This window comes from Microbacterium saccharophilum (assembly GCF_007992455.1).
Taxonomy (GTDB): Bacteria; Actinomycetota; Actinomycetes; order Actinomycetales; family Microbacteriaceae; genus Microbacterium; species Microbacterium saccharophilum.
In genome coordinates this window covers 17712-42550 of the sequence record NZ_BKAH01000011.1, presented here as the reverse complement: position 1 = coordinate 42550, position 24839 = coordinate 17712, and the positions used below count along the sequence as shown (strand labels likewise).

The following is a 24839-nucleotide window of genomic DNA, read 5'->3' as shown; positions in this document are numbered from 1 at the left end:
CTCCCCATGGCCGAGTGCCAGAATGGGTTAGCACTCACGGATAGCGAGTGCTAATGACTCATCCTCACGTCCGGGAGGGACGACACACTTATGGCAAAGATCATCGCTTTCGACGAAGAGGCCCGACGCGGCCTCGAGCGCGGCCTCAACATCCTGGCTGACGCCGTCAAGGTGACGCTCGGCCCCCGCGGTCGCAACGTCGTGCTCGAGAAGAAGTGGGGCGCCCCCACCATCACGAACGACGGCGTCTCGATCGCCAAGGAGATCGAACTCGACGACCCGTACGAGAAGATCGGCGCGGAGCTCGTCAAGGAGGTCGCCAAGAAGACCGACGACGTCGCCGGTGACGGCACGACGACCGCCACGGTCCTCGCTCAGGCGCTCGTCCGCGAAGGCCTGCGCAACGTCGCAGCCGGCGCCGACCCCATCTCCCTGAAGAAGGGCATCGAGAAGGCCGTCAAGGCTCTCTCCGACGAGCTGCTGTCCTCTGCCAAGGAGGTCGAGACCCGCGAGGAGATCGCCGCCACGGCATCCATCTCGGCTGCTGACCCGGAGATCGGCGAGCTCATCGCCGAGGCCATCGACAAGGTCGGCAAGGAGGGTGTCGTCACCGTCGAGGAGTCGAACACCTTCGGCACCGAGCTCGAGCTCACCGAGGGCATGCGCTTCGACAAGGGTTACATCAACCCCTACTTCGTCACGGACCCGGAGCGCCAGGAAGCGGTCTTCGAGGACCCGTACATCCTCATCGCGAATCAGAAGATCTCGAACATCAAGGACCTTCTGCCGATCGTCGACAAGGTGATCCAGGAGGGCAAGGAGCTCCTCATCATCGCCGAGGACGTCGAGGGCGAGGCTCTCGCGACGCTCGTGCTCAACAAGATCCGCGGCATCTTCAAGTCGGTCGCCGTCAAGGCTCCCGGCTTCGGCGACCGTCGCAAGGCTCAGCTGCAGGACATCGCGATCCTCACCGGCGGCCAGGTCATCACCGAAGAGGTGGGCCTCAAGCTCGAGAACGCCACGACCGACCTGCTCGGCCGCGCCCGCAAGGTGATCATCACCAAGGACGAGACGACGATCATCGAGGGTGCCGGCGACGCCGGCCAGATCGAGGGCCGCGTCACGCAGATCCGCCGCGAGATCGAGAACACGGACAGCGACTACGACCGTGAGAAGCTCCAGGAGCGCCTCGCGAAGCTCGCCGGCGGCGTCGCCGTCATCAAGGCGGGTGCCGCGACCGAGGTCGAGCTCAAGGAGCGCAAGCACCGCATCGAGGACGCCGTCCGCAACGCGAAGGCGGCTGTCGAGGAGGGCATCGTCCCCGGTGGTGGCGTGGCGCTCATTCAGGCCGGTCAGCGTGTCTTCGGCAACCTCCAGCTCGAGGGCGACGAGGCGACCGGTGCGAACATCGTCAAGGTGGCCATTGAGGCTCCGCTCAAGCAGATCGCGCTGAACGCCGGTCTCGAGCCGGGTGTCGTCGCCAACAAGGTCGCCGAGCTCGAGGCCGGTCACGGCCTGAACGCGGCCACCGGCGAGTACGTCGACATGTTCGCCGCGGGCATCATCGACCCGGCGAAGGTCACCCGCTCGGCGCTGCAGAACGCCGCGTCGATCGCCGGTCTGTTCCTCACGACCGAGGTCGTCGTCGCCGACAAGCCGGAGAAGGCGTCGGCTCCGGCCGGCGACCCGACCGGTGGCATGGACTTCTGAGTCCCAGCGATTGATCCAGCGAAGGGCCCCGACTCCGGTCGGGGCCCTTCGTCGTTGCGTGCCGGGGTCACCGGTCACCGGTCACCGGTCAGCTCACCGGAAGAGGCCCGCCGCCGACGACTCGGTCTGCGCGTACTGCGTGCCCGCCGAGGTCAGGGCGGCGTTGATGTCGGCGAGGGCGGCGTCGAGATCGCGCTGTGCGGCGCGCCAGCGTTCCACGACCCCCTGGAAGGCGACGGAGGCGGCACCCGTCCACGATCCCTGCAGCTGAGTGAGCTGGGCGAGCATCGCCGCCGTCTCGCCCTGCAGGCGATCGCTCGTGGCGCGGACGGCGGAGGTGGCGGTGAGGACGGCGTCGCTGTCGACGGAGAAGACGGCCATGGTGAGCTCCTTCACGGGGTGATGCCCGCCACGGTACGCACGCGCATCGACCCACGGGCACGCGCGCGGATGCCGGGGGACGGGGCCGCGGGGATGCTGGCTGGGGAGGAGGCGCCGCCCGCTACTGCTCGGCGGGCCGCATCCGGGGCAGCGGCTGCGTCTCGATGAGCAGGTGCTCCTGCGGGTTCCGCTCCTGGGCCAGGGGAAGGGACACGCGGAAGGTCGCGCCGCCGCCGGGCGTCTCGGTGACGGCGATCGAGCCGTGCAGCGCGTCGACGATCGAGGCGACGATGGACAGGCCCAGCCCGGAGCCGCCGGTCTCGCGCGTGCGGGACGTGTCGGCGCGCCAGAAGCGCTGGAAGATCTTGTCGCGGATCTGCTCCGGGATGCCTTCGCCGTGGTCGCACACGGCGATCCATCCCATGCCGTTGCGGGCATCGAGGCCGACCGCGATCTCGATCGGCGACCCGGGCGGAGTGTAGCGGCGGGCGTTGCCCAGCAGGTTCGCGACGACCTGGCGGATGCGGTTCTCATCGCCCAGCACGACGGGCGCGACGTCGTCGCGGGCGTCCGGCAGGGGGGTGGGCTCACTGAGCGCCGCGCCGGACCCCGCCAGCTCGGCCGCGCTGCCTGGCCGGGGTCGCCGACGGAGCAGGGAGAACGGCGCGCCCGTCCGGGCAGCGTTCGGCCGCCGCGTCGCGCCTGCCGGCCCGCCGGCCGCCGCCGGCCCCGTCGGCACGGCATCCTTCGTCTCACGCTCCGGCAGGGCCGTCGTGTCGACGAAGGTGACCTCCCGCTCCGGGGCGGTCACTCGGGCGTCCAGCACGGCATCCTGCGCGATAGGGCGGAGATCCACGGCGGTCACGACGAGGTCGCGACGCTCGTCCAGTCGCGCGAGTGCGAGGAGGTCCTCGACGAGCACGCCCATCCGGATCGCCTCCTTCTCGATGCGCTCCATCGACTGGGCGGTCTGCTCCGGCCCCGAGATCGCCCCCATCCGGTACAGCTCGGCGTATCCGCGGACCGTGACCAGCGGCGTCCGCAGTTCATGGCTGGCGTCGCCGATGAAGCGGCGCATCTGCTGCACCGAGGCGTCCCGCTGTCCGAGGGCCTGATCGACCCGGTCGAGCATCGCATTGATCGCGGTCTTCAGCCGACCGACCTCCGTGCGGGGCGTGATGTCCGTCATCCGCTGCGTGAAGTCGCCCGCCGCGATCGACATGGCCGTCGCCTCCACCTGCCCGAGACCGCGGAAGGTCAACGTCACGAGCAGTCGCGTCGTGAGGGCCCCGAGCAGGATCGTGAGGATCGCGAGCGCCGTGTAGATGCCGATGAAGTTCGCGACCGTCTGATTGACCGGGGCCAGTGGCAGGGCGAGCAGCTGCACGTTGAGCTCGCGGGCGCCCGCGATCTGCAGCGTGTCGACGCTCGCGTGGAAGGTCGCGGTGCCCGCCTCGGAGGTCAGCTCGAAGGGCGCCGTGCCGCGCATGAGGGGCTCGTCGAGCGCGACGGTCTCCGGGAAGTCCGGCCAGACGGCACTGGACGGCCCGTCGGTGGCGAGCAGGGTGCCGTCGGCGCCGTACACGGCGATGAAGAAGGGGCTGAGCGTCGACGCGTCGCGCCGCTCGAACCGCGCGACGCCGTCGACCACCTCGACGTCGAGCAGGCTGCTGGCGAGGTCCGTCGTGACGGTCTGGCTCAGCGACTGGTCGCGCTCGGCGACCTGGGCGTTTCGGAGGAAGATCATCGTCCCGATGCCGGACGCGAACAGGCCGATCGTCAGGACGGCGACGGTGACGCCCGTGACCTTGGCGCGCAGGCTGATGCCGCGCCACCATGCGGTGACCCGGTCGGTCTTCTTCTCCTGCGCGGCCACCCGGGCCTCCCGGGTCCTACGAGGTCTTGCCGGCCTTCAGCATGTAGCCGAATCCGCGCTTGGTCTGGATGAGCGGCTCGGACGAGTACGGGTCGATCTTGCGGCGCAGGTAGGAGATGTAGCTCTCCACGATCCCGGCGTCCCCGTTGAAGTCGTACTCCCAGACATGGTCGAGGATCTGCGCCTTGCTGAGCACCCGGTTCGGGTTCAGCATCAGGTAGCGCAGCAGCTTGAACTCGGTGGGGGACAGGTCGATCGACACGTCGCCGACGAGGACGTCGTGGGTGTCCTGGTCCATCGTCAGCTCGCCGGCGCGGATGGTGGACTCCTCGTCGGCCTGCATCGTCCGGCGGAGGATCGCCTCGATGCGGGCGACGATCTCGTCGAGGCTGAACGGCTTCGTGACGTAATCGTCGCCGCCGGCGTTGAGACCTTCGATCTTGTCCTCGGTCTCGTCCTTCGCGGTGAGGAAGAGGATGGGTGCGGTGTAGCCGGCGCCGCGGAGCCGCTTGGTCACGCTGAACCCGTTCATGTCGGGGAGCATGACATCGAGGATGATGAGGTCGGGTTCCTCCTCCAGGACGGCGGAGATCGTCTGCGCCCCGTTGGCGACGGCGCGGACCTGATAGCCGGCGAAGCGGAGGCTCGTCACCAGCAGGTCCCGGATGTTCGGCTCGTCGTCGACGACGAGGATGCGCGCTGCGGTCATAGCCCCATCCTGGCACCGGATCTCATGTGTGTGCTGGATATCGGCGGTACGCCGGGCTCAGCGGACCCTGGCGCCCCGCACGATCCGGGCGACGACGGGGCGGATCTCGGCGTTCGGATCCACGGTCAGCCGGTGCAGGACGAGGCCCTCCAGCCCCGCCATGGTCGCCCGCGTGAGGTCGTGGTCCGGCGTGATCCCGATGCCGGCCAGGAGCGCCCGCATCCATTCTTCGAACGCCGCACGCTGCGCCAGCAGCGGGGCGAGCAGCTCCGGGTCGGCCGCCCCCTCGAGGAACATGGCGTACCGGGCCCGGCTGCGGGATGCGAACGGGCCGGTCTCCGCCGCGACCATCGCGCTGAAGGCGTCGATGAGCTCGTCCGCGTCGCGCGGCGCGTCGCCGGAAGCGGCGGCGAAGTCGGCGCGCTCCCGCTCCGCGATCCAGGCGGTGACACCGGCGACGAGCGCGTGGCGCGTGCGGAACCAGTTCGACGTCGATCCCTTGGGGAGCCCGGCGCGCTCGTCGACGCGCGCGTGCGTGAGCGCGCGGATGCCCTGCTCGCCGACGAGGGTGACGGCGGCGTCGAGGGCGCGGCTGCGGGTGTCGGTCACGCTCCGACCCTACGGCCGACGCGGGCACTACGAACGTAGTATCGTCGCCGCATGGACACGCCACACGCCGGCGGGCCGGCCGCCGACACCACGATCTGGAGCCCGCCGCTGCCGGCCGCGCCGGGCTTCGCCCACACGATCGTCGAGACGCCGGGGCTCCGCACCCACGTCGCCACGGTCGGGGAGGGACCGCCCGTCCTGCTCCTGCACGGCTTCCCGGAGCACTGGTGGCAATGGCGCGACATCGCCCCCGCGATCGCGGCGCAGGGGTACCGCGTGATCTGCCCCGACCTGCGGGGTGCGGGCTGGACGGAGGCGGACGACCCGCGCATCGGCCACGAGACGCGCATGCACGACCTCATCGCACTGATGGAGGTGCTCGGGATCGACCGCGCCCACGTCATAACCCATGATCTGGGGGCGGTGACCGGGATGCACCTGGCCTACGCGCATCCGGCACGGGTGCGCACGCTCGTGCAGATGTCGGTCCCGCCGGGCTTCATGCGGTTCACGCCGCGGATGCTGCCGGCGTTCCGCGTGTACCCCCGGATGCTGTGGGGCGGGCATCGGCAGTCGCTGCGCTGGACCCTCGGGCCGCCGTGGGCGGTGCATCCGATGTCGGAAGCGACGCTGGATAGCTACCTGCGTGTGGAGCAGCGGCCCGAGGTGGCGCGGGCTACCCGCAAGGTCGTCCTCGGGATGATCGGCCCCGAGCTGCCCCGGCTGATGGGCACCCACTACAAGCGGATGCGCCTGCAGCCGCCGACCCTGCTGGCGTTCGGGCAAGAGGACCGGCCGTTCACCGAGCCGGTCGTGCGCGGCATGTGCCGCGACCACGACCGCTACGCCGAGCGCTTCGAACTGGCCTTCATCCCGGACGCCGCCCACTTCGTCACGGATGACGCCCCGGACGCCGTCGCGGCCCTCGCCGTGGACTGGTTGCGCCGGGCGGGTGGAGCCGACTGAACCCGCTCGCCGTCCCTCCGTCCGGATCGGCGAAGATGGAGGCATGACGACGCCCACCCCCGCGCCGCCGGCTCTCCGCCCCGCGCCCGCTCCCGCCCCGCTTCCCGTCGATGCGCTCACCGGCGGGCTCGCGTTCCACCGGCTCGTGTTCGCGCGGCGCCGGAGCGCCTGGTGGACGCCGCTCGTCGTCGGCATCCTCGGCATCGCGTTCTACGCGGCGCTGCTGGGCATCGTGCTCGTCGCCCTCATCGCGGTCTCCCTCGCCGACCCGGCGTTCGCCGAGCGCATCCTGACCCTCGGCCAGGGCATCGCCTTCGATCTGACCGACCCGTTCCTCATCGCCCTCACCCTCGGCACCATCGTGCTGATGCTCCCGGCGTACGTCCTGGCATCCCTCATCGTCAACGGCCGCCGGGTGGGGCTCGTCTCGTCCGCCGCGGGGCGGCTGCGCTGGCGGTGGATGCTGCTGTGCGGCGCCGTCGCGATCGTCATCTCCCTGGCGCTGAGCGGCCTTTCCGCGCTCCTGCCCGCCGAGGCGGGGGACGGCGGCGGCGTCGTGCCGCCGCAGGAGAACCCGGCGCTGTGGGCGACCCTCGCCGTGCTGCTGCTGCTCATCCCGCTGCAGGCCGCGGCGGAGGAGTACGTCTTCCGCGGCTACCTGCAGCAGGCCATCGGGCGGTGGCTGCGGCATCCGGCGTTCGCGATCCTGCTGCCGGTGCCGCTCTTCGTCCTCGGTCACCTCTACGACCCGCTGGGGCAGGTGAGCGTGGGGATCTTCGCGATCGCCGCGGGCTGGCTCACGTGGCGGACCGGAGGGCTCGAGGCCGCCATCGCGCTGCACGTCGTCAACAACCTGCTGGCGTTCCTGCTCGCACTCGCGGGGCTCGGCGACGTGAACGATTCCTCGCCCGGCCTTGCGAGCTTCTTCTGGTCGGCGATCGTCATCGCCGCGTATGTCGGCGCCGTGGAGCTCATGTTCCGCCGCGCGAAGCTCGGCCGCACGCTCGTGCTGACCCCGCCGGTGCCGGCGCCGTCGGCGTCGCCGTCGGCGTAGCGCGTCACAGAAGCTGCGGGTATCGCCGCGCGCACCGTCGTCACTCGTGACATCGGCGCGCGGCGTGTCACAGAACGCGCGACCGAGTAGCGCGGGTACCCGCGCGAGGTGTGACATCGGGATGCCGGATGCCGGGCGGCCCGGCACCCCGGACCCACCCGGCCACCCGGACCCCCGGCGCCCTACGCGGCGGCGAGCTGGTCGGCGTCGAGGATCGTGTAGCTGTAGCCCTGCTCGGCGAGGAAGCGCTGGCGGTTCTGCGCGTAGTCCTGGTCGACGGTGTCGCGCGCGATGAGCGTGTAGAAGCTCGCGGTGTGCCCCGAGGTCTTCGGGCGCAGCAGCCGGCCGAGGCGCTGGGCCTCCTCCTGGCGTGAGCCGAACGATCCGGAGACCTGGATCGCCACGGACGCCTCGGGCAGGTCGATCGAGAAGTTCGCGACCTTGGAGACGACCAGGAGCGGGATGCGGCCCTCACGGAACGCGGCGTACAGCACCTCGCGCTCGTCGACGGGCGTGGCGCCGGTGATCGACGGGGCGTCCAGGGCCTCCGCGAGGATGTCGATCTGGTCGAGGTACTGCCCGATGACGAGGATCTGCTCGCCGGCGTGCCGCGCGACGAGGTCGCGGACGACGCCGATCTTCGCGTGCGCCGTCGCGGCGAGACGGTAGCGGTCCTCGTCTGCGGCGGCGGCGTACTCCAGGCGATCGGATGCCGGGAGGTCGATGCGCACTTCGTAGCAGACGGCGGGGGAGATGAAGCCCTGCGACTCGATCTCCTTCCACGGGGCGTCGAACCGCTTGGGGCCGATGAGGCTGAACACGTCGCCCTCCCGGCCGTCCTCGCGCACGAGCGTCGCGGTCAGGCCCAGCCGGCGCCGCGCCTGCAGGTCGGCCGTGAGCTTGAACACGGGCGCCGGGAGCAGGTGCACCTCGTCGTAGACGATGAGGCCCCAGTCCAGGGCGTCCAGCAGCGCCAGGTGGGCGTACTCGCCCTTCCGCTTCGCGGTGAGGATTTGGTAGGTCGCGATCGTGACCGGCTTGACCTCCTTGGACTGACCGGAGTACTCGCCGATCTCCTCGGGGGTCAGCGACGTGCGCTTGAGCAGCTCGTCGCGCCACTGCCGCGCGCTCACCGTGTTGGTCACGAGGATGAGGGTCGTCGTCTTCGTGTCGGCCATCGCCGCCGCGCCGACGAGCGTCTTGCCGGCGCCGCAGGGGAGCACGACGACGCCCGACCCGTCGGCGCTGAACGTGTCGACGGCCTTGCGCTGGTAGGGGCGCAGCGTCCAGCCGTCCTCGTGCAGGTCGATCTCGTGCGGCGTGCCGGGCGTGTACCCGGCGTGGTCCTCGGCGGGCCACCCGATCTTCAGCAGCTCCTGCTTGATGTGCCCGCGCGCCCACGCGTCGATGACGTAGACGCCGGCGGCCGGCTGCCCGATCAGCAGCGGCTGGATGCGCTTGTTGCGGGCCACCTCGGACAGCACCGCGGCATCCGTCGACTTGAGGATGAGGGTGCCCTCGTCGTCGCGCTCGATCGTGAGTCGGCCGTACCGGCCGACGGTCTCGCGGATGTCGATGGACACCGACGGCGGCACGGGGAAGCGCGACCAGCGGTCGAGGGTCGCGAGCATGTCCTCGGCGTCGTGACCGGCCGCGCGGGCGTTCCACAGCCCGAGCCGCGTGATCCGGTAGGTGTGGATGTGCTCGGGGGCGCGCTCCAGCTCCGCGAAGACCGCGAGCTCGTGGCGCGCGTCTTCGGCGTGGGGGTGTGCCACTTCGAGCAGCACCGTCCGGTCGCTCTGCACGATGAGGGGGCCGTCAGCCATAACGGACGATTCTACCGGAGCGGCCGGGGCGCGGGCCGGTGCGGGCGCCGTCAGGCACCGGGGCGGACGCTGACGATGCTCGAGACGGGCAGGGTCCGCTCGACGTCGGCGGCGCGGTCGCGACCGCGGAGGCGGCCGCCGCCGAGCCCGGTGGCCTCCATCGTGATCTCCCGGTCCGAGCCGTCCGGCAGGCGCACGACGATCGTGACGATGGCGTGGGAGCGGACGGCCTGCTCCAGTTCGCGGCCGAGCCACGCGGCATCCGAGTCGTCGCTGTTCGCCCCGCGCAGGCGGGCCAGGAGACCCGCGTAGGGGTCGGCGGGCAGGCCGTGCGGCTCCGCCGCGAGGCGGTGCCGATCGAGGGCGCGGGGGTTCCCGTCGATGTCGACGGACACGACGGGGTAGCGGGCGTCGGCCAGCATCCAGAACGCCGTCTCGGGGAGGCTCCGGCTGATCAGCACCTCGCCGTCGAGGTAGAGGCCGAGCGGGCGGAGCGCCTGGTCGACGGCCACGGCGCGCAGCAGCGCGCGGTCGTGGCTCGTGACGCGGGTGCGGCCCGCGGCATCCGGACCGACCCGGATGGTGCCATGGCGGGCCGCGCTGCGCTCGATCTCGTACGCGAGAGGCTGCGGGAGGCCGGTGAGGGACAGCTCCTCGAGGAAGCTGCGGAGCGTCTCGGCCGTCTCGCCCGCCGTGAGCGCGGAGCTCAGCGACTCCGCCGTGAAGCGGTAGGTAGACGCCTGTGCGCGGGATTCGCGGCGCGCCATCGTGCGCAGCCGCATGTCGAGGTGCGGCGCGAGCGGGCCGGGGGAGATGGCGGTGAGGTCGTTCTGCAGGTAGACGCGGTCGACCTCGGGCGGGAGGAGCGCCTGCAGCGCGGCATGATCGGCGTCGCCGCCGCGGGCGAGGCCCGCGGCCCACGGGGGCGTCGCTCCGGAGCCGTCGATCATCGCCCAGCGCTCGAGCATCCGCCGGCTGCGGGCGGCGCGCAGCGGCCAGGTCGTGTCGAACGGGTAGGCGCCGGGCCACTGCGGGAGCGGGATCCAGCCGCCGTCGCCGTCGTGCAGCGCGGAGGGGAGCGTGTCGCGCAGCGCCCGGGCGATGCTCGCCCAGCGCGGGACGGTGCCCGTCGCGAGCCACTCGACGCCCGTCGCGGTGACGAGCCACTGCCGGTCGCTCGGGGCGATGAGCCCGGCATGCTCCGCGATCGCGATGAGCTCGTCGGCCTCTTCGCCGTCGCTCGCGGCGCCGGAATCGACGAGCCGCCGGCGGTCTCCGGCACCCAGCGCGCCGGAGCCGATCCGGTTCAGGGGCGCCGCGAGACTCAGCTGCAGGATGTCGGCGAGGGACGTGGATGCCGCGAACGCGCGCTCGGCGGCGTGCTCGGCCGAGTCCGCCGCGGCCGGAGCGGTGTCGAGGGAGACAGCGGGCTCGAGGCCCGGCCAGACGTCGCGGAGGCCGCGGAACGGCATCCCCTCGTCGTCGAGGAAGCCCCGCGCGGTCAGGTCGTCGCGGTGCGGGCCGGGCGGCACCGGCGTGCCGTCATCCAGCGCCCGCTGCAGGGCGTCCGCGTCCGTGCGGGACAGCGCGGCGATCCCGCGGCCGAGCAGGACCGGGTCGAGGAGCGCCTCGGCCATGTCGTAGTAATCGGCCCACGCGGTGGCCGGCGGGACGCGCCGTTCGGCCAGGATCCGCCGCAAGGGCTCGTCCGCGAGCGCCGCGAGCGTGCTCGCGAGGACTCGGGCATCCGTGGCGGCCACGTCAGGAGCCCTTGTTGGCCCGCGCCCTTCTGACGAAGGTCATCACGAGCACCGCCACGAGCAGCACGAAGGCCAGGATCGGCGCGATGTAGACGATCGTGCCGAGGGCCGGCCACAGACCGGCGCTGAAGTCGGCGCCGGCTGTCGTGCCGATGATGATCGCGAGGAAGCACAGGATGGACAGCACGAGCAGCCCCAGGGACATGAACGCGAGGATGCGATCGATCCGGCGAACCGGCAGATCCTCGCCGGAGTGTGGTGTGCTCATCCGTTCCAGCCTACTGGGTCGCGGCCGGTGTCGTAGGCTGGAGGGCGGGGCTGAACGGTCCCGGTTGGACTGCGCCCGCATGCGGGCGAGAGCGAGGTTGAGATGCCCACCGGCAAGGTCAGGTTCTACGACGAGGAGAAGGGGTTCGGCTTCATCACGACCGATGACGGCCAGGACGTCTTCCTGCACGCCACGGCGCTGCCCGCCGGAGTCACGACTCTGAAGCAGGGCACCCGACTCGACTTCGGTGTGGCCGACGGCAAGCGCGGGCTGCAGGCTCTCGCGGTGCGGGTGCTCGAGGCGCCGGTCAGCCTCGCCAAGCGCAACCGGAAGCCCGCCGACGACATGGCGATCATCGTCGAGGACCTCGTCAAGCTGCTCGACGGGATCGGCGGCGACCTCCGCCACGGCCGTTACCCGACCCCGTCGCACGGACGCAAGATCGCAGCCGTGCTGCGGAAGGTCGCCGATGACCTCGACGCCTGAGCCCGCCGACGAGCGGCTCCTGAGCGCACACGATCTCGCTCGTGCGGCGCTGTACGAGATCACGGCACCGGCCACCGTCGGCGATGCCGCCGGCTACACACTGGAGGAGGACGGGGTCGTCTCGCTGCGGTTCCACAACCGCCTCGAGGGGTACCCGGGCTGGTTCTGGACCGTGAGCCTCGCCGTCGTCGAGGGCGCGGAGCCCACGGTCCTCGAGGTCGAGCTGCTGCCCGGCGACGGCGCGCTGCTGGCGCCCGAGTGGACCCCGTGGGCGGAGCGTCTCGCCGACTACCAGGCCGCGCAGGCGGCGCTCGCCGAGGCTGCGGGCGAGTCCGCGGACGGCGACGCCGATGAGGATGCGGACGAGGACGACGACGATGCGCTCGGCGACCTCGACGACATGGACGCCGCGGACTTCGACGAGGACGGGTCGCCCATCCTGCACGCCGGCGACGTCGACGGCGTCGACATCGACGTGCTCGACGAGGATGCGGACGCCGACGAGGACGACGAGGACGACGAGGACGACGAGGACGACGAAGACGAGGACTGACCTCCCGCTCCGGTCCCCGCGCGGCTAGGGTTGTCCGATCCTGGCCCGCATCAAGGGGGATCGGCGAGATGAGACCGCTTCGCTACTCGATCAACGTCACGCTCGACGGCTGCTGCCACCATGAGGCGGGCCTGCCTCCCGACGAGGAGTCGATGGGGCACTGGACGGCCCTGATGGAGCGCGCCGACGCCCTTCTCTACGGCCGGGTGACCTACGAGATGATGCAGTCCGCCTGGCGGAAGCCGGCCGGCGGGGTGTGGCCGGACTGGATGGAGGAGTGGGAGATCCCATTCGCGGAGGCGATCCACCGGGCGAAGAAGTACGTCGTGTCGAGCACGCTGAGCGCCGTCGACTGGAACGCCGAGCTCGTCCGCGGCGACCTGGGACCCGCCGTGGAGCACCTCAAGCAGGGATCCGGCGAGGGACTGTGGGTGGGCGGCGTCACGCTGCCCCTCGCGCTGGCGGACCTGGGCCTGATCGACGAGTACGAGTTCGTCGTCCAGCCGGTCCTCGCCGGGCACGGACCGAGGCTGCTCGCGGGCCTGCGCGAGCGCATCCGGCTCGAGCCGGTGGAGCGCCGTGAGTTCCGCTCCGGCGCAGTCCTCCAGCGCTACCGGCCCGCCCGCGTCGCGGCCGAGGAACCACATCCCGCGTGAGAAACCACATCCCGCGCGGGCGACCGGTGCCCGAGGCCCGGGCACCTGCGTGAGAAACCACATCCGGCGTGAGCGACCGGTGCGCGAGGCCCGGGCATCCGCGTGAGAAACCACATCCAGCGTGAGAAACCACGCCAGGGCGTGTGTCTCATGCCGGATGTGGTTTCTCGGCGCCGTGACGGGCGCAGTCGGCGCTGTGTGGGGCGCGGGAGCGCAGGGAAGGGTGTCGAGTGCGGCGCCGGACCGCGACCCGGTGGGCGACCGGTGCCCGCGGTCGGGCACGGGCGTGAGAAACCACATCCTGCGTGAGAAACCACATCCTGCGTGAGAAACCACGCGTGGGCGTGTGTGTCATGCCGGATGTGGTTTCTCGGCGCCGCGAGAGGCGCGCCGGGCGCCGTGAGTACGCAGTCGGGTCGCGCCGGGCGCGACGCGCGCGCTGCGCGCGGGCTCAGTCGGCCAGGTGCTCCACGGTGTAGTCGATGCACTGGATGAGCCGGCGCACGTCGTCGGGCTCGATCGAGACGAACGTCGCGATGCGCAGCTGGTTGCGGCCGAGCTTGCGGTACGGCTCCGTGTCGAGGATGCCGTTGGCGCGCAGGCTCTTGGCGACCGCGGCCGCATCGACCGAGTCGTCGAAGTCGATCGTCACGACGACGGGGGAGCGGTCGGCCGGGTTCGCGACGAACGGCGTCGCGAAGCTCGAGGCCTCGGCCCAGTCGTAGAGGGCGCCGGAGGATTCCGCGGTGCGCTCGCTCGCCCAGCCGAGGCCGCCGTTGCCGTTGATCCACTCGAGCTGCTTGTCCAGCAGGTGCAGCGTCGCGACGGCGGGGGTGTTGAGCGTCTGGTTGAGGCGCGAGTTGTCGACCGCGTTCTTCAGGCTCAGGAACTCGGGGATGTAGCGACCGGATGCCGCGATGCGCTCGATGCGCTCGATCGCGGCCGGGGAGACCGCGGCGAACCAGAGGCCGCCGTCGGAGCCGAGGTTCTTCTGCGGCGCGAAGTAGTAGACGTCGCTCTCCGACACGCGGAGGTTGATGCCGCCGGCGGCGCTCGTCGCGTCGATGACGGTCAGCGCGCCCTCGTCGCCGTGCACGCGGGTGACCTCGGTGGCGACACCCGTCGAGGTCTCGTTGTGCGGCCACGCGTAGACGTCGACGCCCTCCACGGCCTCCGCCGTCGTGCTCGTGCCGGGCTCCGCCTTGCGGACGTCGGGCGTCTCGAGCCACGGGGCGCCGGCGGCGGCGGCGAACTTGCCGCCGAACTCGCCGAAGACGAGGTTCTGCGCGCGCTTGTCGATGAGACCGAACGCGGCGGCATCCCAGAACGCGGTGGAGCCGCCGTTGCCGAGGATGATCTCGTAGCCCTCCGGCAGGCGGAGCAGGTCGGAGAGGCCGGCGCGGACCTGGCCGACGAGGTTCTTCACGGCAGGCTGGCGGTGCGAGGTGCCCATCAACACGGCGCCGGGGCCGGCGAGCGAGGCCATCTGCTCCTCGCGGATCTTGGACGGGCCGCAGCCGAATCGTCCGTCGGCGGGCAGAATCTCGCGAGGCAGCGTCACGTGGGCCATGTCTTGAGTCTAGATCCGGCGCAGGCCCCTCCCCGTTCCCGTTACGCCCCGAGCCGATAGGCTGGCGGGGACTGTCCCGACGCGCACGAAGGCACCGAATGACCGACTTGATCGACACCACCGAGATGTACCTGCGCACCATCCTCGAGCTCGAGGAGGAGGGCATCATCCCCCTCCGCGCCCGCATCTCCGAGCGGCTCGGCCACTCCGGACCCACCGTGTCGCAGACGATCGGGCGCATGGAGCGCGACGGGCTCGTCGTGGTGTCGGAGGACCGCCGGCTCGAGCTCACCGGCGCCGGTCGGCAGAAGGCCGTCGACGTCATGCGCAAGCACCGCCTCGCGGAGCGCCTCCTCAGCGATGTCATCGGCCTGGACTGGGCGTACGTGCACGAGGAGGCGTGCCGCTGGGAGCACGTCATGAGCGAGCTCGTCGAGCGGCGCCTCATCGAACTTCTCGACCACCCCACCGAATCGCCGTACGGCAACCCGATCCCGGGCCTCGACCAGCTCGGCGACATGCCGGCGCGCACGTTCGACGAGGGCGTCGTCGGACTCGTGCGGCTGCTGGAGCAGGTCGGCGGACCCGTCGTCGGCACGGTGCGGCGGCTCGCCGAGCCCGTGCAGGTCGACCCGGAGCTGCTCATCCAGCTGCGCGCCGCGGGCGTCGTCCCGGGCGCGTCGGGGGAGTACCGGTTCAGCGAGGGCTACGTCCTCGTCCAGATGGACGGCAACGAGGAAGGCCTCGAGCTGCCCGTCGAAGTGGCATCCCACATCTTCCTGGTGGACGCACGGGAGCGCCTCGCCGTCGAGTCGGTCTGACCGCCCGAATCTGGCAGTCACCGGAGAACCTGATGTGCACCACCCCTCCTGCGTGACATATTCGTTACCTTCCGGTAGCCTCGAAAAGTCCAACGGCGAGAAGCCCGCCACAGGACCGCCGCACGAATTGCCTCTCCGGCTCGTCGTTCGCGTGGTGACACCCGTACATCTGTGCCTGACACTGATCACCGACGAGCCAGCGTGCGAACGCGGAGGCGCCGGAGGAACTTTTGGCTGAACAGATCGATTCGTCGTCGGAATCACCCGAAACCGACGAGACGAGTCCCCTGAAGCGGGACCGCGTGCGCCGTCTGCTGGCGCGTCGCTCCGCTTCTCAGACTCCGCTCGCGCCGGAAGCGCGCAGCACCGCCGTCGCCACGGCATCCGCACGTTCTCGTCCCCGCACGCGCACCGTGCACCCCGTGCGCAGCCTGCTGACGGTCACCGCCGTCGCCGGCCTCGTCGCCACCGTCGCGATCCCCGCCTTCGCCGCGTCCCGCGGCGCGACCGCCGAAGCCGTGACGCTGCAGCAGGTCGCCGCAGAGAACGCGCAGAACCTCGTCGTCGCCTCCGAGGCGACCCCGGAGGCGCTCGCCCGCGGCGGATACTCGGCCACCACGCCCGAGGAGATCAACAAGACGAAGGCCGAGGAAGCCGCGAAGAAGGCGCTCGCCGCCCGTCTGGCCGCCGCCTCCGTCGCCAGCAGCAGGAGCTCGAGCAGCTCCTCCATGAGCATGGACGTCCCGGCGTCGATCGCCGCCGCGGGATCGGTCGTGCGTCCCCTGCCGCACTTCGACAACTTCGGCACCCCGTACGCCGGCCACAAGGGCACCGACTACATGGTCGCCCGCGGCACCCCGATCTACGCGATCGCCGACGGCGTCGTCGTCGCCTCCAGCGAGAGTGGCCCGGGTTGGGGCGTGTACGTGAAGATCGCGCACAACATCGGCGGCCGCACCGTCACGTCGCTGTACGCCCACATGGGCTACGGCACGCGGCGCGTCACGGTCGGCGAGACCGTGTCGGCCGGGCAGCTGATCGGTCAGGTCAGCGACACCGGACGTGCCTTCGGCACCCACCTGCACCTCGAGATCTACGTCGGCGGCTCCTGGGTCAACGCCGAGGGCTTCCTCGCCGCCAACGCCGGCTGATCTCGCGACACGAGGATTCCCTCGGGCGTTTCGGGCCCGGTGTCCCCAGGCTGTATTACCCTGATCCCGACGCTCGCGTGAGCCGAGGGGGAGCCGATGGACGCAGTACCCCGCATTCGAACCGTGAATGCGCTAGGTCGCTATGTCCTTCGTCATCGTGTGCACGAATGCCGCGACATCCGTCGTGGGAGCAAGGCGCTGTCTTCGTGACAGCGCCTTTTTTCGTGCCTGCACTCTCCTCGGGGAACGTGATCGCCGCAACGAACAACCGCTGAAGCCGTCACGGCCGTTCGAGAGGACACCGCATGCGCACCCTGGTGCTGAACGCAGGATATGAACCGCTGGCCGTCGTGTCGTTCAAACGAGCCCTCGTGCTCGTGATGAACGACAAGGCGACCGTGATCGAACGGGTGGACGGTGATCCCGTCTGGGGAACCCGCGCCTCCTACGACCGACCGGCGGTGATCCTGCTGACCAGATACGTGCGGGTGCCCGGCGCCCGGCGCGTCCCCGTGACGCGGCGCGGCGTGCTGCGCCGTGACGGGCACCGCTGCGGGTACTGCGCGAAGAGCGCCACGACGATCGACCACGTGCTGCCGCGCTCGCGTGGCGGGGCGGACTCCTGGGAGAACCTCGTCGCCTGCTGCCTCCGGTGCAACAACGCCAAGGGCAGCCGCACGCCGCAGGAGATGGGCTGGCAGCTGCGCATCATCCCGCAGCCGCCGCGCGGCGCGCAGTGGACGGTCCGCGGCACCGAACGCGGCGATCCGGTCTGGGAGCCGTACCTGGCGCTGGCCGCCTGACCGCCCGATTCGGCCGGCATCCTCCGCACGGATGCCGATGTCGGAGGTCGTCCGTATCTTCGAAGACAGCATTGAGGAACTAGAACATAGGTTCTAAGCTGTTGAAGTGAGGACGATCGTGCGGAATGCGGCTGCGGTGCAGGAGGTGCAGCGACTGCGCGCCCAGCTGGAGAAGGTGCAGGGGCGCCGCATGGACGCGCCCGTGCTGCCGACGCATCCGGCGCTGGCGGGGCTGCTGCCGGGACGCGGGCTGCGGCCCGGGTCATCGTATTCGCTGGGCTCGTCGATGTCGCTGCTGTTCGCGCTGCTCGCCCAGCCCTCGCAGGCCGGGTCGTGGTGCGGGGTCGTGGGCGTGCCCGGGTTCGGGGCCGAGGCGGCCGAGAAGGTCGGCGTCGACCTGTCGCGTCTCGTGCTGATCCCCGATCCGGGGCAGCGCTGGATGGTCGTGACGGCGACGATCGCCGAAGTGCTCCCGCTCGTCGTGGTGCGCCCGCCCGCGCGGGCGAAGGATGCCGACATCTCCCGCCTCGCCGCCCGCATGCGGGAGCGCGGGTCGGTGCTGCTCGTGCAGGGGCCGTGGCCGCAGACCGAGGCGATGATCGACGTCGCCGAGCCGCGGTGGTCGGGTCTCGGCGACGGGTACGGGATGCTGTCGGCGCGCGAGCTGACCGTGACCGTCTCCAGTCGCCGGTTCCCGACCCCCCGTTCCGAGCGGATGCTGCTGCCCGCGCCGGACGGCACGGTCGCGCCGATGCGGGACGACCGGAGACGCCCGGAGTCGGCGCCGACCTGGACACCGGCGCCGACCCCGATGCCGATGCGGGCGGTGGGCTGAGATGGAGCCCCTCCGCAGCCTCATCGTGTGGGTGCCGGACTGGCCGGTCGTCGCCCTCACCCGCGACGGCGACGATCCACCCGACCCGGGCCTGCCGATCGCGGTGTTCGCGAAGGGCGCCGTCGCGGCGTGCTCGGCGGCGGCCCGCGCCGAGGGCGTCCGGCGCGGGCAGCGCCGGCGTGACGCGCAGGCGCGCTGCCCGCACCTCCTCGTGGTCGAGGCCGACGAGGCGCGCGACCACCGCGCGTTCGCACCGCTCATCGCCCGGCTCGAAGAGCTCGCGCCGGGCGTGCAGCTGCTGCAGCCCGGGCTGTGCGCCCTGCGCGCCCGCGGCCCATCTCGCTTCTACGGCGGCGAGGCGGCCGCCGCGACGGTGCTCGTCGGCGCGCTCGCCGATGCGGGGCTGGCCGATGTCCGCGCCGGCATCGCCGACGGGCCGTTCACCGCCGAGCAGGCCGCGCGTGCCGGGACGCGGCGGGAGGATCCGCTGCGGATCGTGCCGCCGGGGGAGTCCGCCGCGTTCCTCGCTCCGCTGCCGGTGACGGCGCTGGAGGACGACGTCGTCGACCTCTTCGCGCGGCTCGGGGTGCGGACCCTCGGGCAGGTGGCGGAGATGGCGCCGGAGCGTCTCGTCGAGCGGTTCGGGCCGCGCGGGGCGCGGCTGCACGCGCTGGCCGCCGGATCGGATTCCCGCCCCGTGACGCCGCGCACCCCGCCGCCGGAGCTGCACCGCGAGGTCTCCTTCGAGCCGCCGCTGGAGCTGGCCGAGCAGGTCGCGTTCGGCATGCGCATCGCGGCGGAGGAGTTCATCGCGGGGCTCGGCGCCGTCGACCTCGTCTGCACGGAGCTGCGGGTCGTGCTCACCGGCGACCGGGGCGACCGCAGCGACCGGGTGTGGCTGCATCCCGGAGCCTTCGACGCGGCCGCCGTCGTGGACCGGGTGCGCTGGCAGCTCGCCGAACAGGGGCTCAAGAGCCCCGTCGCGCGGGTGCGGATCGCTCCGGAGGGGGTCGACGCCGCCGCGCACCACACCGCGACCCTGTTCGGCTCCGGCCCGGAGGAGCGCGTGCACCACGCCCTGTCCCGCGTGCAGGCGATGCTCGGGCACCGGGGCGTGCTCATGCCCGCCGTCGGCGGCGGCCGGTGGCTCGCCGAGCGGCAGATGCTCGTGCCGTGGGGCGACCGGCCCGTCGGCGCGCAGACGCGCGACCGGCCGTGGCCGGGGAGCCTGCCCGATCCGCTGCCGGCGACGGTGTTCGCCGAGCAGGTGCCCGTCGCCGTGGTCGACCAGGACGGCGACATGGTCGCCGTCGACGGCCGCGGCGAGCTCACGGCATCCCCCGCCGCCCTCGTCGCGGGCGGCAGGTCCCGCGCGATCGGGACGTGGGCGGGCCCCTGGCCGGTCATCGAACGGGGGTGGGATGCGCGGGCGCGGCGCGCGCACCGCTTCCAGGTCGTCGACATGACGCAGACCGCGTGGCTGCTCGTGTGCGAGGAGGGCGTCTGGCACGCCGAAGGGCTGTACGACTGATGGGCTTCCACAACCCCGCCGTGCCGTGGTCGGAGATGGAACGGGTGCTCAGCGACCGGCGCCGCCCCGAGGGCACCCCCGCGAACGCCGACGGCGGCGACAGCCCCGCCTGGTCGCGCAAGCGCGGGAAGTACGCACCGCCGCCTATCGAGCGTCCCGAGACCGCGATCCCGTACGCCGAGCTGCACGCGCACTCGTCGTTCTCATTCCTCGACGGCGCATCCTCGCCGGAGGAGCTCGCCGAGGAGGCCGAACGGCTCGGCCTGCATGCGCTCGCGGTGACCGACCACGACGGGTTCTACGGCATCGTCCGCTTCGCCGAGGCCGCCGAGCACCTCGCGGTGAAGACGGTATTCGGGGCGGAGCTGTCGCTCGACCTCCCGAAGCCGCAGAACGGCGAGCCCGACCCGGTCGGGTCCCACCTGCTCGTCCTCGCCCGCGGGGAGGAGGGGTATCACCGGCTCGCCGCCGCGATCACCCACGCCCAGCTCGCCGGGCAGGAGAAGGGCCGGCCGCTCTACGACCTCGACGAGCTGGCCGCGCAGGGCGGGGAGCACTGGGCGATCCTCACCGGATGCCGGAAGGGCACGGTCCGGCAGGCGCTCGCCGCCGGCGGACCCGCCGCGGCCGCCGAGGCGCTCGACCGGCTCGTCGCGCTGTTCGGGCCGGACGCCGTCAACGTCGAGCTCATCGACCACGGGAACCCCACCGACTCCCGCGACAACGACCTGCTGGCCGCGCTCGCCCGGGAGCGGGGGTTGCCGGTCCTCGCGAGCAACAACGTGCACTACGCCGTGCCGGAGAAGGTGCAGCTGGCCGCGGCCGTCGCCGCCGTCCGCGCGAACCGGGGGCTCGACGAGCTCGACGGGTGGCTGCCCTCGCACGCCGGCGCGCACCTGCGCTCCGGGGCGGAGATGGCGCGGCGGTTCCGCCGCTACCCGGGCGCCGTCGCTCGCACCGTCGAGCTCGCCGACGAGCTGGCCTTTCCGCTGCGGCGTGCGAAGCCCGCACTGCCGAAGCTGCCGGTCCCGGAGGGGCACACGCCCATGACGTGGCTGCGGAAGCTCGTGTGGGACGCGGTGCCGCGCAAGTACCCCGACCTGCCGGAGAAGGACCGGGCGCGCATCGAGCGGGAGCTCGCCGTCATCGAGCAGAAGGACTTCCCGGGGTACTTCCTCATCGTCTACGGGATCGTGCAAGAGGCGCGGCGCCGCGGCATCCTGTGCCAGGGTCGCGGCTCGGCGGCCAACAGCGCCGTCTGCTACCTGCTGGACATCACGGCGATCGACTCGATCTTCTACCAGCTGCCGTTCGAGCGGTTCCTCTCCGCGCTGCGCGACGAGGAGCCCGACATCGACGTGGACTTCGACTCCGACCGCCGGGAGGAGATCATCCAGTGGGTGTACGCCACATACGGGCGGGAGCGGGCGGCGCAGGTCGCGAACGTCATCCAGTACCGGCCGAAGAACGCCGTCCGCGACATGGCGAAGGCGCTCGGGCATTCGCCGGGGCAGCAGGATGCGTGGTCGAAGCAGGTGGAGCGGTGGGGGGCGATGCTCGAGTCCGGGCCCGACCACGACATCCCCGACCGCGTGATCGAGTACGCGTCCGAGCTGCTGAAGGCGCCGCGGCACCTCGGCATCCATTCCGGCGGGATGGTGCTCACCGACCGGCCCGTCGGCGAGGTCGTCCCGATCGAGCACGCGCGCATGGCGGACCGCACCGTCATCCAGTGGGACAAGGACGACGCCGCGTGGATGGGCCTGGTGAAGTTCGACCTGCTGGGGCTCGGGATGCTCGCGGCGCTGCAGTACTGCTTCGACATGATCGAGGACGCCACGGGGGAGCGGTGGGAGCTCGCGACGATGCCGAAGGAGGAGCAGGCCGTCTACGACATGCTGTGCCGGGCGGACTCGATCGGGGTGTTCCAGGTGGAGTCGCGCGCGCAGATGGGGCTGCTGCCGCGCCTGCAGCCGCGCCGGTTCTACGACCTCGTGATCGAGATCGCGCTCGTCCGCCCCGGGCCCATCCAGGGCGGCGCCGTGCATCCGTACGTGCGGCGGAAGCTCGGGCGCGAGGAGGTCACGTACGCGCACGAGAAGCTCCGGCCGGTGCTGGAGCGCACCCTCGGCATCCCGGTCTTCCAGGAGCAGCTCATGCAGATGGGGATGGCGGTCGGCGGGCTGACGGGGGAGGATGCCGATCTGCTGCGCCGCGCGATGGGCTCCAAGCGCGGCATCGAGCGCATCGACTCGCTCAAGCGCAAGCTGTACGCCGGGATGGCGGAGAACGGGCTCGTCGGCGAGGTCGCCGACGACATCTATACGAAGATCCAGGCGTTCGCGAACTTCGGGTTCGCGGAGAGCCACTCGCTGTCGTTCGGGCTGCTCGTGTACGCGTCGTCGTGGCTCAAGCTGCACTACCCGGGCGTCTTCCTCGCGGGGCTCCTGCGCGCCCAGCCGATGGGCTTCTATTCGCCCGCGACCCTCGTCGCCGACGCGCGCCGGCACGGCGTGGAGGTGCGCCGCCCCGACCTGCTGCGGTCAGGGGTGGAGGCGGGGCTGGAGGTGCTCGCGGGCGGTGTCGCGGGCGCGCCGACCGGCCGCGACGCGTGCGCCGAGCGGATGCAGCCGCCGGTCGCCCCGTTCGACATCGACGCGCCGGACGAGTCGGCCGCGCACCGCCGGGACGGCGCGTTCGCCGTGCGCCTGGGCCTTGCCGCCGTCACCGGCATCGGCGCGCGGCTCGCGGAGCGGATCGTCGCGGAGCGCGATGCCCGCGGGCCGTACCGCGACCTCCGCGATCTCGTGCGGCGGACGGGTGCGAACACGGCGCAGCTGGAGGCGCTCGCGACGGCAGGCGCGTTCGAGTGCCTCGGCGTCACGCGGCGGGAGGGCATCTGGCTGGCGGGGGATGCCGCGCAGGACCGCATCGAGTTCCTGCCGGACTCGCTCGTGGCCGTGCAGCCGCCGCTCTTCCCCGATCCGACGAGCTACGAGACCCTCGCCGCCGACCTGTGGGCCACCGGGATCTCCACCGACGACCACCCCATGACGCACTACCGGTCCGAGCTCGATGCGCGCGGGGTGCTCTCCTCCCGCGAGCTGCGCACGCACGAGAGCGGGCGCCGCGTCGAGGTCGCCGGGCTCGTCACGCACCGGCAGCGCCCGGCGACGGCATCCGGTGTCACGTTCCTGAACCTCGAGGACGAGCACGGGCTCGTCAACGTCATCTGCTCCACCGGCGTGTGGAACCGGTATCGCCGGGTGCTGCGCGACAGCCCCGCGCTCATCGCCCGCGGCATCCTGGAACGCTCGACGGAGGGGGTGACGAACCTGCTGGCCGACCGCTTCGACGACCTCCGTGTGGGGGTGCAGCACCGCTCGCGCGACTTCCGGTGAGACGCCCTGTCACGTCCGGGCCTCGTCCGCAAGGGCCTGGGGCTGCCGCCGCCCGCGGCGTACCGTGGCGCGCATGCCCAACGTCGCGGAGTTCTTCATCGACACCCTCGTCCGAGCCGGAGTGACCCGCGTCTGGGGGCTCGCCGGCGACTCGCTGAACGCGTTCACCGATGCGCTGCGGCGCGACGGGCGGATCGACTGGCTGCACATGCGGCACGAGGAGGCCGCCGCCTTCGCCGCCGGAGCGGATGCCGAACTGACCGGGGAGCTCGCCGTCGTCGCCGGGTCGAGCGGCCCGGGCAACCTGCACTTCATCAACGGGCTCTTCGACGCGAACCGCAACCGGGTGCCGGTGCTGGCGATCGCCTCGCACATCCCGTCGGCCGAGATCGGCGGCGGCTACTTCCAGGAGACGCACCCGCAGGAGCTGTTCCGGGAGTGCAGCGTCTACTCCGAGCTCGTCGGCGACCCCGCGCAGCTGCCGTGGGTGCTGGAGATCGCGATGCGCTCCGCCGTGGAGAAGCGCGGAGTCGCGGTCGTCACGGTGCCGGGGGACCTGTTCTTCCAGGACGCCCCCGACCGCCGTCCGACCGCGCCGATCCGCCGCGCGCTCAGCGAGGTCGTGCCGGTGGAGTCCGAGCTGCGCGCCGCCGCCGACGTGCTCAACGGGGCGAAGAAGGTGACGATCCTCGCGGGGGCGGGTGTCGCCGACGCGCACGATGAGGTGATCGCGCTCGCCGAGGCGCTGCAGGCGCCGATCGTGCATGCCCTGCGCGGCAAGGAGCACATCGAGTGGGAGAACCCGTACGACGTCGGGATGACGGGACTCCTCGGCTTCGCGTCGGGCTACCGGGCGATGGAGAAGTGCGACGCGCTGCTCATGCTCGGCACCGACTTCCCGTACCGGCAGTTCTTCCCGGAGAAGGCGCAGATCGTGCAGGTCGACATCCGCGGCGAGCAGCTCGGCAAGCGCACCCCCATCGACGTCGGCGTCGTCGGGGGAGTCCGCGAGACCGCGCTGGCGCTGCTGCCGCTCGTCGCGTCGGGGCGCAGTGGCAAGCATCTGAACGACAGCGTCGACCACTACGCGAAGACCCGGCGTCAGCTCGATGACCTCGCCGTCGACGATGGCAAGACGCCGCTGCATCCGCAGTTCGTGACGCGGATGATCGACGAGATGGCCGCGCCGGATGCCGTCTTCACGGCGGATGTCGGCAGCCCGGTGATCTGGGCGGCGCGCTACCTGACGATGACGCGGGATCGGCGGCTGCTCGGCTCGTTCGTGCACGGGTCGATGGCGAACGCCCTGCCGCAGGCTCTCGGCGCCAAGGCCGCTGACCGGACGCGGCAGGTGATCGCGCTCGCGGGCGACGGCGGGCTCGCGATGATGCTCGGCGACCTGCTCTCCGCCCGGCAGAACGATTTGCCGGTGATCGTCGTCGTGTTCAACAACTCGTCGCTGAACTTCATCGAGCTGGAGATGAAGGCCGCCGGGATCGTCACGTTCGGCACCGAGCTGAAGAACCCGAACTTCGCGGACGTCGCGCAGGCCATGGGGATCACCGGCATCCGTGTGGAGAAGGGGACGGAGCTGCGGCCCGCCCTCGAGGCCGCGTTCGCGAGCGGTGGCCCCGTGCTGATCGACGTCGTCACGGCGAGGGAGGAGCTGTCGATCCCGCCGGCCATCACGCTCGCGCAGGCGAAGGGCTTCACGATGTGGGCGCTCAAGACGGTGCTGTCCGGGCGGGGTGACGAGCTGCTCGACCTCGCGGACACGAACGTGTGGCGGCGGATCTTCAAGTAGGGGCGGTGGGCGCGCCGGGGATCCTACGGGGAGTGCTGCGGGGCCGTGCGGTGGGTGACGTGAGTCGGC

The 24839-nt window shown here is 71.7% G+C and carries 21 protein-coding genes; 13 read left to right on the top strand and 8 right to left on the bottom strand.

Features of this window, described 5'->3' with window-relative positions:
- Nucleotides 1-90: 90 nt before the first annotated feature.
- Entirely contained in the window at nucleotides 91-1710 is a 1620-nt protein-coding gene (gene groL / locus MSA03_RS11110; protein ID WP_028495019.1) for a chaperonin GroEL, read from the top strand.
- A gap of 93 nt (nucleotides 1711-1803) precedes the next feature.
- Here groL and MSA03_RS11105 read toward each other — a convergent pair whose 3' ends face one another.
- The 4 genes from MSA03_RS11105 to MSA03_RS11090 all read right to left on the bottom strand — a co-directional run bounded on the left by MSA03_RS11105 (nucleotide 1804) and on the right by MSA03_RS11090 (nucleotide 5285).
- Nucleotides 1804-2106, bottom strand: a complete 303-nt coding sequence (locus MSA03_RS11105; protein ID WP_371863098.1) for a WXG100 family type VII secretion target — start codon at nucleotides 2104-2106, stop codon at nucleotides 1804-1806.
- Between the two features lie 106 nt (nucleotides 2107-2212).
- A complete protein-coding gene (locus MSA03_RS11100; RefSeq protein WP_170245494.1) occupies nucleotides 2213-3838 on the bottom strand; it encodes a sensor histidine kinase in 1626 nt (541 codons plus the stop codon).
- 145 nt (nucleotides 3839-3983) lie between these two features.
- Nucleotides 3984-4676, bottom strand: a complete 693-nt coding sequence (locus tag MSA03_RS11095; RefSeq protein ID WP_028495022.1) for a response regulator transcription factor — start codon at nucleotides 4674-4676, stop codon at nucleotides 3984-3986.
- A gap of 57 nt (nucleotides 4677-4733) precedes the next feature.
- A complete protein-coding gene (locus MSA03_RS11090) occupies nucleotides 4734-5285 on the bottom strand; it encodes a TetR/AcrR family transcriptional regulator (protein ID WP_147051043.1) in 552 nt (183 codons plus the stop codon).
- Between the two features lie 51 nt (nucleotides 5286-5336).
- On the opposite strand from MSA03_RS11090, the gene MSA03_RS11085 reads away from it, so the two are divergent.
- The gene (locus tag MSA03_RS11085; RefSeq protein WP_147051042.1) at nucleotides 5337-6251 is read left to right on the top strand and encodes an alpha/beta fold hydrolase; all 915 of its coding nucleotides are present in this window, start codon (nucleotides 5337-5339) and stop codon (nucleotides 6249-6251) included.
- 43 nt (nucleotides 6252-6294) lie between these two features.
- Nucleotides 6295-7305: a CPBP family intramembrane glutamic endopeptidase gene (locus MSA03_RS11080; protein WP_147051041.1), complete on the top strand. Its 1011-nt coding sequence runs from the start codon at nucleotides 6295-6297 to the stop codon at nucleotides 7303-7305.
- Nucleotides 7306-7487: 182 nt separating this feature from the next.
- Here the strand turns inward: MSA03_RS11080 and MSA03_RS11075 are convergent, their stop codons facing one another.
- From MSA03_RS11075 to MSA03_RS11065, 3 genes are read right to left on the bottom strand one after another with little or no spacing between them, the layout of a single operon-like run.
- A complete protein-coding gene (locus MSA03_RS11075; protein ID WP_147051040.1) occupies nucleotides 7488-9131 on the bottom strand; it encodes a DNA repair helicase XPB in 1644 nt (547 codons plus the stop codon).
- Between the two features lie 50 nt (nucleotides 9132-9181).
- Nucleotides 9182-10891, bottom strand: a complete 1710-nt coding sequence (locus MSA03_RS11070) for a helicase-associated domain-containing protein (protein WP_147051039.1) — start codon at nucleotides 10889-10891, stop codon at nucleotides 9182-9184.
- A gap of 1 nt (nucleotide 10892) precedes the next feature.
- On the bottom strand, nucleotides 10893-11159 hold the full coding sequence (locus tag MSA03_RS11065; protein ID WP_147051038.1) for a multidrug ABC transporter ATPase: 267 nt from the start codon (nucleotides 11157-11159) through the stop codon (nucleotides 10893-10895).
- 102 nt (nucleotides 11160-11261) lie between these two features.
- On the opposite strand from MSA03_RS11065, the gene MSA03_RS11060 reads away from it, so the two are divergent.
- From MSA03_RS11060 to MSA03_RS11050, 3 genes are all read left to right on the top strand, one after another.
- Nucleotides 11262-11645: a cold-shock protein gene (locus MSA03_RS11060; protein ID WP_028495028.1), complete on the top strand. Its 384-nt coding sequence runs from the start codon at nucleotides 11262-11264 to the stop codon at nucleotides 11643-11645.
- Entirely contained in the window at nucleotides 11629-12198 is a 570-nt protein-coding gene (locus MSA03_RS11055; RefSeq protein ID WP_147051037.1) for a DUF3027 domain-containing protein, read from the top strand. Before MSA03_RS11060 ends, MSA03_RS11055 begins: the two co-directional genes overlap by 17 nt.
- A gap of 68 nt (nucleotides 12199-12266) precedes the next feature.
- Nucleotides 12267-12854, top strand: coding sequence for a dihydrofolate reductase family protein (locus MSA03_RS11050; protein WP_147051036.1), 588 nt, complete (start codon nucleotides 12267-12269; stop codon nucleotides 12852-12854).
- 451 nt (nucleotides 12855-13305) lie between these two features.
- Here the strand turns inward: MSA03_RS11050 and serC are convergent, their stop codons facing one another.
- Nucleotides 13306-14424, bottom strand: a complete 1119-nt coding sequence (serC, locus tag MSA03_RS11045; RefSeq protein WP_147051035.1) for a phosphoserine transaminase — start codon at nucleotides 14422-14424, stop codon at nucleotides 13306-13308.
- 98 nt (nucleotides 14425-14522) lie between these two features.
- Here serC and MSA03_RS11040 point away from each other — a divergent pair, with 98 nt between their 5' ends.
- From MSA03_RS11040 to poxB, 7 genes are all read left to right on the top strand, one after another.
- Nucleotides 14523-15245, top strand: a complete 723-nt coding sequence (locus MSA03_RS11040; RefSeq protein WP_147051034.1) for an iron-dependent transcriptional repressor DtxR — start codon at nucleotides 14523-14525, stop codon at nucleotides 15243-15245.
- Between the two features lie 302 nt (nucleotides 15246-15547).
- Nucleotides 15548-16396, top strand: a complete 849-nt coding sequence (locus MSA03_RS11035) for a M23 family metallopeptidase (RefSeq protein WP_231478548.1) — start codon at nucleotides 15548-15550, stop codon at nucleotides 16394-16396.
- Between the two features lie 305 nt (nucleotides 16397-16701).
- Nucleotides 16702-17199, top strand: a complete 498-nt coding sequence (locus MSA03_RS11030; protein ID WP_147051033.1) for an HNH endonuclease — start codon at nucleotides 16702-16704, stop codon at nucleotides 17197-17199.
- Between the two features lie 118 nt (nucleotides 17200-17317).
- Nucleotides 17318-18034: a DnaE2-dependent mutagenesis accessory factor ImuA' gene (gene imuA' / locus MSA03_RS11025; protein ID WP_244946408.1), complete on the top strand. Its 717-nt coding sequence runs from the start codon at nucleotides 17318-17320 to the stop codon at nucleotides 18032-18034.
- 1 nt (nucleotide 18035) lies between these two features.
- Nucleotides 18036-19565, top strand: a complete 1530-nt coding sequence (locus MSA03_RS11020; RefSeq protein WP_147051032.1) for a DNA polymerase Y family protein — start codon at nucleotides 18036-18038, stop codon at nucleotides 19563-19565.
- Entirely contained in the window at nucleotides 19565-22966 is a 3402-nt protein-coding gene (locus MSA03_RS11015; RefSeq protein ID WP_147051031.1) for an error-prone DNA polymerase, read from the top strand. Before MSA03_RS11020 ends, MSA03_RS11015 begins: the two co-directional genes overlap by 1 nt.
- A gap of 73 nt (nucleotides 22967-23039) precedes the next feature.
- Nucleotides 23040-24770 (top strand): ubiquinone-dependent pyruvate dehydrogenase, encoded by a 1731-nt coding sequence (poxB, locus tag MSA03_RS11010; RefSeq protein WP_147051030.1) that lies wholly within the window; start codon nucleotides 23040-23042, stop codon nucleotides 24768-24770.
- Nucleotides 24771-24839 lie beyond the last annotated feature (69 nt).